At 56.0% G+C, this 14,275-nt stretch carries 16 protein-coding genes; 9 read left to right on the top strand and 7 right to left on the bottom strand.

Annotated features, from left to right (window positions below):
• Positions 1-7: 7 nt before the first annotated feature.
• On the top strand, positions 8-976 hold the full coding sequence (gene secF / locus AAIE03_RS13065; RefSeq protein ID WP_014606451.1) for a protein translocase subunit SecF: 969 nt from the start codon (positions 8-10) through the stop codon (positions 974-976).
• 55 nt (positions 977-1,031) lie between these two features.
• Here secF and AAIE03_RS13060 read toward each other — a convergent pair whose 3' ends face one another.
• On the bottom strand, positions 1,032-1,589 hold the full coding sequence (locus tag AAIE03_RS13060) for a SadB/YajI family lipoprotein (protein WP_013024857.1): 558 nt from the start codon (positions 1,587-1,589) through the stop codon (positions 1,032-1,034).
• A 528-nt stretch (positions 1,590-2,117) separates the two neighbouring features.
• Here AAIE03_RS13060 and nrdR point away from each other — a divergent pair.
• The 6 genes from nrdR (at position 2,118) to pgpA (ending at position 6,190) form a co-directional block, all read left to right on the top strand.
• Positions 2,118-2,567 (top strand): transcriptional regulator NrdR, encoded by a 450-nt coding sequence (nrdR, locus tag AAIE03_RS13055; protein ID WP_006117986.1) that lies wholly within the window; start codon positions 2,118-2,120, stop codon positions 2,565-2,567.
• 3 nt (positions 2,568-2,570) lie between these two features.
• Positions 2,571-3,674, top strand: a complete 1,104-nt coding sequence (gene ribD, locus AAIE03_RS13050; protein ID WP_014593063.1) for a bifunctional diaminohydroxyphosphoribosylaminopyrimidine deaminase/5-amino-6-(5-phosphoribosylamino)uracil reductase RibD — start codon at positions 2,571-2,573, stop codon at positions 3,672-3,674.
• A 90-nt stretch (positions 3,675-3,764) separates the two neighbouring features.
• A complete protein-coding gene (gene ribH, locus AAIE03_RS13045) occupies positions 3,765-4,235 on the top strand; it encodes a 6,7-dimethyl-8-ribityllumazine synthase (protein ID WP_498563027.1) in 471 nt (156 codons plus the stop codon).
• Between the two features lie 19 nt (positions 4,236-4,254).
• Positions 4,255-4,674, top strand: a complete 420-nt coding sequence (nusB, locus tag AAIE03_RS13040) for a transcription antitermination factor NusB (protein ID WP_013024861.1) — start codon at positions 4,255-4,257, stop codon at positions 4,672-4,674.
• A 54-nt stretch (positions 4,675-4,728) separates the two neighbouring features.
• A complete protein-coding gene (gene thiL / locus AAIE03_RS13035) occupies positions 4,729-5,706 on the top strand; it encodes a thiamine-phosphate kinase (protein WP_014606449.1) in 978 nt (325 codons plus the stop codon).
• Positions 5,693-6,190, top strand: coding sequence for a phosphatidylglycerophosphatase A (gene pgpA / locus AAIE03_RS13030; protein WP_013024863.1), 498 nt, complete (start codon positions 5,693-5,695; stop codon positions 6,188-6,190). The genes thiL and pgpA overlap by 14 nt, the downstream gene beginning before the upstream one ends.
• Positions 6,191-6,341: 151 nt before the next feature.
• On the opposite strand, the gene AAIE03_RS13025 is transcribed toward pgpA, so the two are convergent.
• The 4 genes from AAIE03_RS13025 to xseB form a co-directional block, all read right to left on the bottom strand.
• Positions 6,342-7,316 carry an aldo/keto reductase gene (locus AAIE03_RS13025; protein ID WP_072404200.1) on the bottom strand — a complete coding sequence of 325 codons (975 nt, stop codon included), beginning with the start codon at positions 7,314-7,316 and terminating at the stop codon, positions 6,342-6,344.
• A gap of 77 nt (positions 7,317-7,393) precedes the next feature.
• A complete protein-coding gene (gene dxs / locus AAIE03_RS13020; protein ID WP_026021088.1) occupies positions 7,394-9,259 on the bottom strand; it encodes a 1-deoxy-D-xylulose-5-phosphate synthase in 1,866 nt (621 codons plus the stop codon).
• Positions 9,260-9,278: 19 nt separating this feature from the next.
• Positions 9,279-10,178, bottom strand: coding sequence for a (2E,6E)-farnesyl diphosphate synthase (gene ispA / locus AAIE03_RS13015; protein WP_014593071.1), 900 nt, complete (start codon positions 10,176-10,178; stop codon positions 9,279-9,281).
• Complete coding sequence (gene xseB, locus AAIE03_RS13010) at positions 10,178-10,420, bottom strand: exodeoxyribonuclease VII small subunit (RefSeq protein ID WP_013024868.1); 243 nt, start codon at positions 10,418-10,420, stop codon at positions 10,178-10,180. Before xseB ends, ispA begins: the two co-directional genes overlap by 1 nt.
• Positions 10,421-10,652: 232 nt before the next feature.
• Here xseB and thiI point away from each other — a divergent pair, with 232 nt between their 5' ends.
• Positions 10,653-12,101 carry a tRNA uracil 4-sulfurtransferase ThiI gene (gene thiI / locus AAIE03_RS13005; RefSeq protein ID WP_013024869.1) on the top strand — a complete coding sequence of 483 codons (1,449 nt, stop codon included), beginning with the start codon at positions 10,653-10,655 and terminating at the stop codon, positions 12,099-12,101.
• 75 nt (positions 12,102-12,176) lie between these two features.
• Here the strand turns inward: thiI and yajL are convergent, their stop codons facing one another.
• Positions 12,177-12,776 (bottom strand): protein deglycase YajL, encoded by a 600-nt coding sequence (gene yajL / locus AAIE03_RS13000; protein WP_013024870.1) that lies wholly within the window; start codon positions 12,774-12,776, stop codon positions 12,177-12,179.
• Complete coding sequence (gene panE, locus AAIE03_RS12995) at positions 12,730-13,650, bottom strand: 2-dehydropantoate 2-reductase (protein WP_013024871.1); 921 nt, start codon at positions 13,648-13,650, stop codon at positions 12,730-12,732. Before panE ends, yajL begins: the two co-directional genes overlap by 47 nt.
• 133 nt (positions 13,651-13,783) lie before the next feature.
• Between panE and AAIE03_RS12990 the strand changes: the two genes are divergently transcribed.
• Positions 13,784-14,275 carry a YajQ family cyclic di-GMP-binding protein gene (locus AAIE03_RS12990; RefSeq protein ID WP_014606447.1) on the top strand — a complete coding sequence of 164 codons (492 nt, stop codon included), beginning with the start codon at positions 13,784-13,786 and terminating at the stop codon, positions 14,273-14,275.

The raw sequence follows: 14,275 nt of genomic DNA, 5'->3' as shown, positions 1-14,275 counted from the left end.
GTGCGTTGTGGCACAGGAATATAACATTGAGCAGTTAAACCATGGCCGTAAAGTCGTCGACTTTATGCGCTGGGATACGCTGGCATTTATCATTTCGGGACTGTTAATCATCATCTCGATTGCCATTGTTGGCGTACGTGGTTTTAACTGGGGTCTCGATTTCACCGGCGGTACGGTGATTGAGATCAACCTGGAAAAACCCGCTGACCTCGACACGATCCGTGCCGAGCTGGTCAAGGCGGGCTTTCAGGAGCCGCTGATCCAGAACTTTGGTAGCAGCCGCGACGTGATGGTGCGTATGCCGCCTGTCACGGGGCCTGCAGGCACAGAGTTAGGCAACAAAGTGGTCACGGTGATCAACCAGACCACCCAGCAAAACGCCACGGTAAAACGTATCGAGTTTGTTGGACCGAGCGTGGGTAGCGATCTGGCGCAGGCCGGAGCGTTGGCTCTGCTGTCGGCACTGATTGCGATTCTGATCTACATCGGTATTCGCTTTGAGTGGCGCCTGGCGCTGGGTACGGTGCTGGCGCTGGCGCACGACGTGATCATCACCTGTGGACTGCTGTCGCTGTTCCGGGTTGAAGTCGACCTCACCATCGTGGCCTCGCTGATGTCGGTTATCGGTTACTCGCTTAACGATAAAATCGTGGTTTCGGACCGTATTCGTGAGAACTTCCGCAAAATTCGTCGCGGCTCTTCTTACGACATTACCAACGTGTCCCTGACCCAGACGTTGAGCCGTACCTTGATCACCTCGCTGACGACGCTGGCGATGATCCTGATCCTGTTCATCTTTGGTGGTGCGCTGCTGAAAGGCTTCTCGCTGACCATGCTGATCGGTGTCACCATTGGTACGATTTCGTCGATCTACGTCTCTTCAGCGCTGGCGTTGAAGCTGGGCATGAAACGCGAACACATGCTGGTACAGAAAGTGGAGAAAGAGGGCGCAGATCAGCCTTCAATCCTGCCGTAATCGTTGCATGATAAAAAAGCCGCCAGTTCAGACAACTGGCGGCTTTTTTTTGTCTTTATGGTGTGGGTACAGCCGTTTTGGCCAGTACCTGATGAATCCGCACATAGCCAAGCTGGTCCGGCGTAATACCGCCCAGGCGCAACGGCACAATGACCGAACTGCGTGGCGTCAGCGAGGCGGGAATCCGGATGGTTTGCGTCAGGCTGTCGGCCTCAAGCGGTTTACCGGTCGCGGGATCGAGCTGGCCCCAGACTACGGTAGCCTCCAGCCCCGGCAGCGGCGTATTATCCCGCGTCTGTAGGGTCAGGTTAGCGCGTGAGCCGTTGGCTTCAGCCTCAACACGCGATAAAGACAAGCGAAGCGTGCCGGCCTGGGTTTGTAATTCAACGGGCGTATTGGCCTGAGGTAATAACCAGGCACCCTGCTGCGAATGTCCGTTAAGCTGCCCCTGAATCTCCACCGCGCTTGCCTGGCTGGTAAGCCGCTGCATCTGCTGGTTCAACTGACTAACTTCCTGATGAAGTTGTTTAACCTGTGGCTGCCCGGCCGTTGTGCTGCAACCGCTCAACAGCATCAGTGAGAGGGCGGCGGGGGCCCAAACCATCCTGATCATTATTTATCCTTATCCGTTATAAAGAAATGGCCAGAAACTGTCCGGGTGAAGGTTATCCGGTGTGGCTTCTGTGTTTCATTAATATTCATGGCATGGCTCTGTCCGGTTTCGCCTGGGTAACCTGAAAGGGCCAACAGCACGTTATCTTCCAGGTTAGCGATGTCGTCAAGCCTGTCCTGAGCGGCCAGACAGCGGTTTGTTCGTTAACGGAATTGTCTGAACGGCAGGTGAGCCGAGTCAGCCTTCTCCCGTTGTCCCGCTCAGGCAAAGGCTGCTGCCGTAATGCGCTGAAGCTGTTACGGCCCGTTCACGCGTTCCTGCGTGTGTGCCGGTGTCTCTGGTGAGGGAGGCTGGCGGTCTGCTCACCACATCCCGCCTGCGGCTCTGTAAGTGTCGTGCTGTTTAACGTCGCTGGCCTGTTGCCCGCTCAGGCTGTGAGGCAGGCAGGGGAAAGCACGGGAATCGATTTTGTTGACCTGCAGTTCGCGCTACACTGTATAACCCATTTATCTCGTGTCAGGAAACGTCATGCATTGCCCATTCTGCTCCGCTGTAGACACTAAAGTGATTGATTCTCGTCTGGTTAGTGAGGGTTCGTCAGTGCGGCGCCGTCGTCAATGTCTGGTGTGCCATGAGCGTTTCACTACGTTTGAAGTGGCTGAACTGGTGATGCCGCGCGTGGTGAAAAGCAACGACGTGCGTGAGCCTTTCAATGAAGACAAGCTGGCCAGCGGCATGATGAAAGCGCTGGAGAAGCGTCCGGTCAGTGCGGATGCCGTTGAGAGTGCGGTAAGCCATATTAAAACCCAACTGCGGGCGACAGGAGAACGTGAAATCCCCAGCAAGCTGATTGGCAACCTGGTGATGGACGAGCTGAAGAAGCTCGATAAGGTAGCCTATATCCGCTTTGCTTCTGTTTACCGCAGCTTTGAGGACGTGCGTGATTTTGGCGAAGAGATTGCCAGATTACAGGATTAAATCATGACCGATGAACGCTATATGGCGCGCGCGCTGGAGTTGGCGCGCCGCGGCCGTTTTACCACCACACCCAATCCCAATGTAGGCTGCGTCATTGTGCGTGACGGTCAGATTGTTGGGGAAGGCTGGCATCAGCGCGCCGGGGAACCGCATGCGGAAGTGCACGCGTTACGTATGGCGGGGGACCGCGCACGTGGCGCAACCGCCTATGTGACGCTGGAACCCTGCAGTCACCACGGGCGCACGCCGCCCTGTTGTGATGCATTAATTGCCGCAGGTGTAACCCGCGTGGTGGCGGCCATGCAGGATCCCAATCCGCAGGTAGCCGGACGGGGATTACACCGCCTGCATCAGGCGGGCATTGAGGTCAGCCACGGGCTGATGATGCAGGAAGCGGAAGCCCTGAACCGTGGTTTTCTGAAACGCATGCGTACCGGCTTTCCCTGGATACAGTTAAAACTGGGTGCCTCGCTGGACGGCCGCACCGCCATGGCCAGTGGGGAAAGCCAGTGGATCACCTCGCCGGCGGCCCGGCGCGACGTGCAGCGGCTGCGCGCCCAGAGTTCCGCCATCCTCAGCAGCAGTGCAACCGTACTGGCGGATAACCCCTCGTTAACGGTGCGCTGGTCAGAACTGGACAGCGAAAGTCAGCGCCTGGTGGATGAAGCCGAGCTACGTCAGCCGGTAAGAGTGATCGTCGATAGCCAGAATCGCGTAACGCCGGACCACAAACTTATTGAACAATTAGGCGAAACCTGGCTGATGCGCCAGCAGGTCGACGATCGGCACTGGCCGGAAACGGTGACGCAGATTCCTGTTCCACTGCGCGACAGCCAGCTGGATTTAGTGGCGCTGATGATGGTGCTGGGCCAGCGGCAGATTAACAGCGTCTGGGTGGAAGCCGGTGCGACGCTCGCGGGCGCGCTCATTCAGGCCGGGCTGGTGGATGAGCTGATTGTGTATGTTGCGCCGAAATTACTGGGCAATGACGCGCGTGGCCTGTGCCAGCTTGCGGGGTTAACGCAGTTGGCCGATGCGCCGGTCTTTGCCTTTCGCGATATCCGTCAGGTCGGCGATGATGTGCGCCTGACGCTGACACCGCAATAACGGAGGCGGAAAAGCGAGAGCACGCCGCCAAAGAGTATGTTAGAATCCGCCCCCCTGCGCGGGGCCAAACAAACCCCTGAAAGGATATGTATGAAAGTTATCGAAGCTGCCGTTGCAACGCCTGAGGCAAACATTGCCATCGTTATCGCGCGTTTTAACAACTTTATCAATGACAGCCTGTTAGACGGCGCGGTTGATGCCCTGAAGCGCATTGGCCAGGTCAGCGATGACAATATCACCGTCGTCTGGGTTCCAGGCGCTTATGAACTGCCGCTGGCAGCCCGTGCGCTGACCAAAACCGGCAAGTACGACGCCGTGATCGCGCTGGGTACCATAATTCGTGGTGGCACTGCTCACTTCGAATATGTCGCAGGTGAAGCCAGCTCCGGTATTGCCAGCGTTGCCATGGACAGTGATATTCCGGTGGCATTCGGCGTACTGACGACTGAAAATATCGAGCAGGCCATTGAGCGTGCTGGAACGAAAGCGGGTAATAAAGGTGCCGAAGCGGCCCTGACCGCGCTTGAAATGATCAACGTATTGAAAGCCATTAAAGCCTGATTTTTGTAAGGGGAATTTTGTGAAACCTGCTGCTCGTCGTCGCGCCCGTGAGTGCGCTGTCCAGGCGCTTTACTCCTGGCAGTTGTCCAACAACGACATTGCCGATGTGGAATACCAGTTTCTGGCGGAACAAGACGTCAAAGACGTCGACATTACCTATTTCCGCGAACTGCTGTCCGGTGTGGCGACCAACAGCGCGTACCTGGATGGCCTGATGAAGCCGTATCTGTCGCGACAGCTCGAAGAGCTGGGACAGGTTGAAAAAGCCATTCTGCGTGTTTCGCTGTATGAATTGAGCAAGCGTTCTGATGTGCCCTATAAAGTGGCCATCAACGAAGGTATTGAGCTGGCGAAAGTGTTTGGTGCCGAAGACAGCCATAAATTTGTCAACGGCGTACTGGATAAAGCCGGTCCACAAATCAGACCCCAACGCAAATAATCAATAAGGCCGGCTTGCCGGCCTTTTTCATTAATGGTTAAGCGGAACGCAATTATGTCATGTGGTGAATTTGAACTCATCGCACGCTACTTCAATCGCAGAACGCGTAGCCGCCGTGATGTCGAACTCGGCATTGGCGACGATTGCGCGTTGCTTAGCGTGCCCGAAAAACAGACGCTGGCGGTCAGCACCGATACGCTGGTTTCCGGCGTCCATTTCCTGTCTTCCATCCATCCTGCGGATTTAGCGTATAAATCTCTGGCGGTAAACCTGAGCGATTTGGCCGCGATGGGAGCCGATCCTGCCTGGCTGACGCTGGCCATGACCTTGCCTGACGTGAATGAAACCTGGCTCAGCAGCTTTAGCGAAAGCCTGTTTGACCTGCTGGAATACTACGACATGCAGCTGGTGGGCGGCGATACCACGCGTGGCCCCCTCAGCCTCACGTTGGGGATTCATGGCTTGATTCCCCACGGCAAGGCGCTGAAACGCTCGGGCGCCAGGCCGGGTGACTGGATCTACGTGACCGGTACGCTGGGCGACAGCGCTGCCGGGCTGGCGTTATTACAGCATCACTGCCGCATTGACGATCCGGCGATACACGAAGCCCTGATCAAGCGCCACCTGCGCCCAATGCCGCGCATTTTACAGGGACAGTCGCTGCGTTCCCTGGCGTCATCCGCCATTGATTTATCGGATGGACTCATCTCCGATCTTGGCCATGTACTGAAAGCCAGCGGCTGTGGTGCACGGTTGAATCTGGATGCGCTGCCGCTCTCTTCTGCACTGCGTGAAAACTTTGATGCCGAACAGGTGCTGCGCTGGGCGCTCAGCGGCGGAGAAGATTACGAGCTGTGCTTTAGCGTGCCGGAAGTCAATCGTGGCGCGCTGGATGTGGCGCTGGGGCATCTTGGCGTGCCTTATACCTGCATTGGCCAGATGGCACCGGAGTCAGAAGGGCTGTCACTGCTGGAAAACGGTAAACCCACGGAATTCCGTCATAAAGGATTCGACCATTTTGACCTCAGATAAAACCCTCGCGAAAAGCCGCCTGCGCCTGCGCAATCCCTGGCATTTGCTGGCGACCGGCTTCGGCAGCGGCCTGAGCCCGTTTATGCCCGGAACGGTAGGATCGCTGGCCGCCATTCCGTTTTGGTGGCTCATGACCTTGCTCCCCCATGATCTCTACTCGCTGGTGGTCTTGCTGGGCATTAGTGTGGGCGTTTACCTTTGCCATCGCACCGCCAAGGATATGGGCGTGCATGACCACGGCAGCATTGTCTGGGATGAGTTTATCGGGATGTGGATTACCCTGATGGCGATTCCGGTCAACAGCTGGCAATGGGTGGTGAGTGGTTTTGTTCTGTTCCGCGTGCTGGATATCTGGAAACCCTGGCCGATTCGCTGGTTCGATCGTAACGTGCATGGCGGTATGGGCATCATGGTAGATGATATTATCGCCGGTATTATCGCGGCGGCGATGCTGTACGCGACGGGCGTCTTTTTGGCCGCTTAAGCTTGCCACACCGGGCCTGTACAGCGAAAAACCCCGCCTGTTCTCCCTCATTTCGTCCTTCAGCATGATGACCGTTCCCCTGCGGGAACGGTCTGCCGCTTTGCCTGTCGGACAGCGCATAGCGCCGCATGCAAAACGCTTCACAACCCGCTTACTGATAACCCGTTGCCGGGTGCGGTTGATAGGCCTCTTCCAGATGAGCGATCTCGTCCCCGGTCAGTTCCACGTTGACGGCGTTAGCCAGCTCGGCAAACTGCCCGGCGCGCGAAGCACCGATGATCGGGGCGGTGACGGCGGGTTTGCTGAGTAACCATGCCAGCGCCACCTGCGCACGCGTCACGCCTTTGTCCGCCGCAACCTGTGCCAGGCGCTCGGCTATCATCGCGTCGTTCTCCTCGGTTGTGGCATAGAGCGAGGGAATGACGTCATCCGATACGGATCGTGCGGTGGTTTCTCCCCAGGGGCGGGTCAGTTTGCCGCGTGCCAGGGGGCTCCAGGGCAATACCGCAATGTTTTCCCGCAGACACAAAGGGTGCATCTCCCGCTCTTCTTCACGTTGGATCAGGTTGTACTGATCCTGCATGCTGACAAAGCGTGCCCAGCCCTGTTGGTCCTGCAGGGCTAAGGCCTGAGCAAACTGGTGGCTATGCATTGAGGAGGCGCCGATGTAGCGCGCTTTACCAGACTTCACCACTGCGTCAAGGGCTTCCAGCGTCTCTTCCAGCGGGGTGTCATAGTCCCAGCGATGAATTTGCAGGAGATCGACAAACTCCATATCCAGCCGTTGCAGGCTGTCGTCGATAGATTGCAGGATGTTCTGGCGAGATAAGCCCTGCGAAAGATTGCTCATGGGAAAGAAAACTTTGGTGGCAACGACCACCTCATCACGTCGGGCAAAATCTTTGAGCGCCCGGCCCACAATCTCCTCGCTACTGCCGTCAGAATAGCTGTTCGCGGTATCAAAAAAATTGATCCCTGCTTCCAGCGCCTGCTGGATGAGCGGACGGCTGCTCTCTTCCGGAAGTGTCCAGGCGTGCTTGCCGCGATCGGGTTCCCCAAAGGTCATACAACCCAGGCAAAGCCGGGAAACCGTTAAGTCAGTGTTCGCTAATTGAATGGTTTTCATGAAGACTCCTGCTATGTCTAACCCAGGGGATTAAGCATAGCAGGAATGACGCGCTCCACAGTGCGCGGGCAGGGGACCTACTGCGCAAGCCAGCGGCTGATCTGCTGTTGAATACCGTCAATGTCCAGTTGGTAGTCGTGGCGCATTTCTTCCTGAGTACCAGGCGGAATAAACTCATCAGGCAGGCCGATATTCAGCACGGGCACGCCCAGGCGTTTAGCCATGACAAACTCATTCACGCCGCTGCCTGCGCCGCCTTTAATCGCGCCTTCTTCCAGCGTAATCAGGGATTCATGACTGGCCGCCAGTTCGGCGATCAGTGACGTATCCAGCGGTTTCACGAAGCGCATGTCCACAAGCGTTGCGTTCAGCGCTTCCGCCACCTTGCTCGCTTCCGGCAACAGCGTACCGAAGTTGAGGATGGCCAGTTTTTCGCCCTGACGTTTTACCACGCCTTTACCCAGCGGCAGGCTTTGCAGCGGTGTCAGCGCAGCACCGGTACCGGTACCGCGCGGATAACGTACCGCGGCCGGGCCATCCTGATAGTGATAACCGGTATATAGCATCTGGCGACATTCATTCTCGTCGCTTGGCGTCATAATCACCATGTCCGGCACGCAGCGCAGATAGGCGAGATCGAACGCGCCCTGGTGCGTCTGCCCGTCAGCGCCGACGATGCCGCCGCGATCGATGGCAAACAACACCGGCAGTTTCTGAATTGCCACGTCGTGGATGACCTGATCGTAGGCGCGCTGCAGGAAGGTGGAGTAGATGGCCACCACCGGTTTGTAGCCCCCAATCGCCAGGCCAGCGGCGAAGGTCACCGCGTGCTGTTCGGCAATGGCAACGTCAAAATACTGGTTGGGGTATTTGCGAGAGAAACCGACCATGCCTGAACCTTCACGCATGGCAGGCGTGATTGCCATCAGCTTCGTATCGTGAGCGGCCATCTCACACAGCCAGTTGCCGAAAATTTTGGAGTAGCTCGGCAAACCTTCGGCGCTTTTTGGCAGCTCACCGCTGGCGACGTCGAATTTCGGCACAGCATGCCAGGTAATAGGATCCTGTTCTGCCGGCGCGTAGCCTTTGCCCTTTTTGGTCATAATATGCAGGAACTGTGGCCCTTTCAGGCTGCGCATATTACTCAGCGTATTTACCAGCGTCAGCACATCATGGCCGTCCACCGGGCCGATATAGTTAAAACCCAGCTCTTCAAACAGGGTTCCGGGCACGACCATGCCTTTCAGATGCTCTTCGGTACGCTTCACTAATTCTTTAATCGGCGGCAGGCCGGTCAGAACACGCTTGCCGCCTTCACGCAGACGCGCATAGGTTTTGCCCGAGAGGATCTGCGCCAGCCGGTTGTTCAGCGCCCCGACGTTCTCTGAAATCGACATTTCATTGTCATTCAGAATCACGAGCATATCCGATTTGATATCGCCTGCATGGTTCATGGCTTCAAACGCCATGCCCGCAGTAATGGCACCATCACCGATAACGCAGGCCGTGCGGCGGCCTTTGCCTTCACGTTCGGCCGCCGCAGCCATGCCCAGTCCGGCACTGATGGAGGTCGAAGAGTGGCCCACGCTCAGCACATCGTATTCACTCTCGCCGCGCCAGGGAAACGGATGCACGCCGTTCTTTTGGCGAATAGAGCCAATGCGATCGCGGCGTCCCGTTAAAATTTTATGTGGATAAGCCTGATGACCGACGTCCCACACCAGGTGATCGAACGGCGTGTTATAGACGTAATGCAGCGCCACGGTCAGCTCGACCACGCCCAGGCCCGACGCAAAATGGCCGCTTGAGCGGCTCACGCTGTCTAATAAATACTGGCGCAGCTCGTTGCAGAGCGCAGGCAATTTCTCTTTTGGCAGGGCTCGCAGCGCCTGAACCGTTTCTGCCTGCGCCAGTGTCGGGTATTTTGTAATATCAAAACTCATCAGTGACTCATCATGGAAGTTATTTATCGCGTTCAATTACGAAGCTCGCCAGCGCCTTCAAGGCTGTGGTGTTATAGGATTTGGCAGAGAGCATGTGCAAAGCATCGACGGCTTCCTGATATAAATCCAGTGCCTTAGTGCGGGCATCATCCAGACCCATCAGTGAAGGATAGGTGCTTTTTCCAAGATCTTGATCGGCACCCTGGCGTTTTCCGATGACAGCTGTGTCACCCGTCACATCCAGGATGTCATCCTGCACCTGAAAAGCAAGACCGATAGCGTCTGCATAGCGATCAAGATACGGAAGCGCCTCGCGGCCTTTTTCGCCAGCGGCAAACGCGCCAAGCCGAACGGCCGCGCGGATCAACGCACCGGTTTTATGACGATGAATTTGTTCAAGTTGAGCAAGCCCCACCGACTGACCTTCCGCCGCCAGATCCAGTGCCTGACCGCCGCACATCCCCGCGACGCCGCTGGCTTTTGCCAGTTCTGACAACATGGCCAGCCGATACTCCGCGCTCACGCCCGGCATGGGCTGGTCGGCAAGGATAGAAAATGCCAGCGTTTGCAGCGCATCGCCTGCAAGGATGGCGGTATCTTCACCATATTTAATATGGCAGGTCGGTTGCCCACGACGCAGAGCGTCATCGTCCATGGCAGGAAGATCGTCATGAATCAGTGAATAGGCATGAATACACTCAACTGCTGCAGCGGGCGCATCCAGACTCGCTTTGTCGGCGTGAAGCATCTCGCCGGTGGCGTAGACCAGAAACGGGCGCAGGCGTTTGCCGCCTAATAATGCCCCATACTGCATGGCATTCACCAGAGGAGAACTCTGAAAAGGCAGGGCGTCTAATAAGCCCGTCAACGCACGATTCACCTGCCTGTGATAAGCGTCGAGCAGTTCAGGAAAATCCATTAGTTGTTTTCCGGCGTAAAAGAGGAGAGGTCGGCGTCTTTATCATCGCTGAGTAAAATACGAACGCGCTGCTCGGCCTGTTGCAGCGTCTGTTGGCCATTGCGTGCCAGCTGCACGCCGCGCTCAAATTCATTGAGGGCCTCTTCCAACGGCAGTTCACCACTTTCCAGACGACTGACAATCTGTTCCAGCTGCTGCAATGACGTTTCAAAGCTGGCTGGCTGTTCGGCTTTTTTCGGCATAGTTAGGATCGACTCACGGTTGGAACGTTATCATGCAATCGGTCATGGTAGCTGAGAGAGAATGATTAGCAAAATAATCAATGTGCATGCTGTTGCAGAAGCAGTCACCAGGTAAAGGTGATATACTTCCGCGCCTCGGATGCGGATGCGCCTGGCAGCCCGCAATTTTATGATCTTACCAGCTAAGTGCAGCCTGTTTTAGCACTTATTTGCCCAACGAAGCTGTATCGCCATGAAGTTTATCGTCAAGTTATTTCCCGAAATCACCATCAAGAGTCAGTCGGTGCGCCTGCGCTTTATTAAGATTCTTGCCAGCAATATTCGCAACGTGCTTAAAACCGTCAGCGACGAGATCGCGGTCGTCCGTTACTGGGATCATATTGAAGTGCGCTGCAAAGATGAAGCCATGCGCACGGTTATTCCTGATGAGCTCATGCGCATTCCCGGTATCCACCATGTCCTTGCGGTGGAAGAGCGTGAATATACCGATATTCATCATATTTTTGAGCAGACGCTGGCGCAGTATCGCGATGCTCTTGAAAACAAAACGTTTTGCGTGCGTGTTAAGCGCCGGGGCAAACACAGCTTTAGTTCGCAGGATGTGGAACGCTACGTCGGCGGTGGCCTGAATCAGCACATCGAGAGCGCCACGGTGCAGCTTAAAAAGCCAGAGGTGACGGTCAATCTCGAAGTGGAAGAGAACCGCTTAACGCTGGTGACCGCACGCTATGAGGGGCTGGGCGGTTTCCCGATTGGCACGCAGGAAGATGTGCTGTCGCTAATCTCGGGCGGCTTTGACTCTGGCGTGTCGAGCTACATGCTGATGCGTCGCGGCTGCCGGGTGCATTACTGCTTCTTTAATCTTGGCGGTGCCGCACACGAAATCGGCGTGCGTCAGGTGGCGCATTATATCTGGAACCGTTTCGGTCGTTCGCATCGGGTCCGTTTTGTCGCGATAAACTTCGAACCGGTCGTGGGCGAAATTTTAGAAAAAGTCGACGATGGCCAGATGGGCGTGGTACTGAAGCGCATGATGGTTCGCGCCGCGTCAATGGTCGCTGAACGCTATGGCGTTCAGGCGCTGGTGACCGGTGAAGCGCTGGGACAGGTTTCCAGTCAGACCCTGACCAACCTGCGTTTGATCGACAATGCATCGGATACGCTGATTCTGCGCCCGCTGATCTCCCATGATAAAGAGCACATCATCAAGGTCGCGCGTGAGATCGGCACCGAAGATTTTGCCAGTACCATGCCGGAATATTGCGGTGTGATTTCCAAAAGCCCAACCGTCAAAGCGGTGAAGGGCAAAATCGACGCTGAAGAAAGCCATTTTGACTTCTCGATTCTGGAACGCATGGTGGCCGAAGCGACCAACGTGGATATCCGCGAAATTGCTGAGCAAACGCAGGACGAAGTGGTCGAGGTTGAAACGGTCGGCTTGCTGAACGAAAACGACAGCGTACTGGATATCCGTTCGGTGGATGAGCAGGAAGACAAACCGCTTGAGTTGGTGGGAACAGAGGTGAAGTCGATGCCTTTCTACAAACTCAGCACCCAGTTTGGCGACCTCGATCAGAATAAAACCTGGCTGTTGTACTGCGATCGCGGCGTGATGAGTAAACTTCAGGCGCTGTATCTGCATGAGCAGGGCTTTAAAAACGTCAAAGTTTACCGCCCTTAAAACGTACGCTGTGCCCGCGCACCCGACCGGGAAGCGGGCACAGTGCTACCTGTACCGCTTTTCAGACGCCGAATCTTAACTGGCCTGGTAATCGTAAATGCCGGGTGCCATCACCAGTTGAGCGGCAACCTCCCGCGCTTTATCACTGCCGACTAACAGATCGATTAACTTCAGCGCAAAATCCATCGCGGTGCCCGGCCCCTGGCTGGTTAACAGATTGACGCGCGGATCCCACACCACGCGCCGCTCCATCCATTTATCATCCGGTATGGTGGATTTCAAACCGGGGAAACCCGTCATGTTTCCCACGGGAAACAGGTTATGCGGCACCAGCACCGTGCCAGGCGCGGCGCAGATGGCGGCAACAATACGCCCGGTCAGATGAAACTGCCGCACGGTTTCCACCAGCAGCGGACTGTCGCGAAACGTCTCGGCGCCTTTCAATCCGCCGGGCAGTACAATGGCATCGTAGGCGTTATCCGCGACCTCGACCAGCGGGACATCGGCCAGCAGGCGGACCCCGCGCGAGCAGAGGATTTCACGGCTGCCGTCGCTTTCCACGCTGGCGGTAACCGTTTTTATCCCGCCACGTACCAGCAGATCCAGCGTGGTGACCGCTTCGATTTCTTCACTGCCATGAGCCAGACAGACCAGTACTGAGGCGTTCGCGCCCATAAAAAGACTCCTTGCGTTTAATCATGTCATACAGGCGCGTGTTTTCTGTCAACACGAAGCCGTGGGTGCGTGCCCGGCGCAGCAGGAAACCGGTGATGTATTCAATCTCCGTCAGCCGCTGTGCGCGAATATCCTGCAGCATTGACGACGTATTCGCCGCCGTCGTTTCTATCACATCGAATACCTGATCCTGCAGACTCTGGCTGTCAACGGACTGGCCTTCTCGTTCCATCACCCAACTGATTTCATCGCACAGGGTTTGTATTTCACGGCTGTACTGGCGGAGCGCGCCGTTTTGACAATCGTGCTCCACGCTCAGCGGGTTTATTACGCAGTTAACCGCCAGTTTGCGCCAGCAGGCGGCCCGGATATTGTCATGCCAGGCGACGTCGGGCAGTGCATCATGTAGAACGTCGGCAATCGCGCTCCAGCCTTCGCTTTTACGGTTGCCGGGGCCAATATGCGTGACGCCGCTGGCGACATGTTTAATCACCGTTCCGTCCCGCATGGCGGCGTGCGTGGTAATGCCGCGCAACAGCGGCTGTCGCAGGCCCTTTAATTCCCCCAGCGTCCCCATTCCGTTATGCAGCAGCAGCACGGGACAGTTTTCCGCCATCACGCTCTCCAGATTTTTAACGGCTGTCGAAACCTGGGGGGCTTTCAGCGTGACCAGCAGCAGCTGACTCTGGGCCAGAAACAGCGGATCGTTGGCAATAAAGGTCCGGTTCGACACGCGACCCAGAGGATCAATCACGTTGGCTGAACAGTAGGGCTGGGGAACACGCAGCCATCCCTGTACATCATGTCCAGAATGGGCAAGGGCGGTAAGCCAGACCTGGCCTAGCGCGCCGCATCCTAATACGGTTATTTTCATGCTGCCTCCCGCTCGCGGGCGTATTATTTATGCGCTGTGACAATGGGTTAAGTATAGCGCTGCACAGCGTGATTTTATTTAGTGGCCTAAGACGCGTATTATGCATGCCAGTTTAGCCTCAGGAGAAGAAGAGATGCCATCTTTCGATATCGTTTCAGAAGTCGACATGCAGGAAGTTCGCAATGCGGTAGATAACGCTAACCGCGAACTGTCCACCCGTTTCGATTTTCGTAACGTCACCGCCAGTTACGAACTCAATGAAAAAAATGAAACCATTAAAGTCATCAGTGAATCTGACTTTCAGGTAAAGCAACTGGTCGATATTCTGCGTGAAAAAATGCTTAAGCGCGGCATTGAAGGCGCGGCCCTGGACGTGCCGGAAGAAATTGAGCACAGCGGCAAGAGCTGGAGCCTGGATGCCAAAATGAAAAAAGGCATTGAAGCCGATGTAGCGAAGAAGCTGGTGAAGCTGATCAAAGACAGCAAGCTGAAAGTGCAGACCCAGATTCAGGGTGAATCCCTGCGCGTCACTGGTAAGTCACGTGACGATCTGCAGGGGGCGATGGCGCTGGTGCGCGGGGGAAATCTGGGCCAGCCATTCCAGTTTAAAAACTTCCGCGATTAA

The organism is Pantoea sp. Ae19-2 (assembly GCF_059801205.1).
The sequence above is the reverse complement of the archived record's forward strand: the minus strand, read 5'-3'. Positions and strand labels throughout refer to the sequence as shown.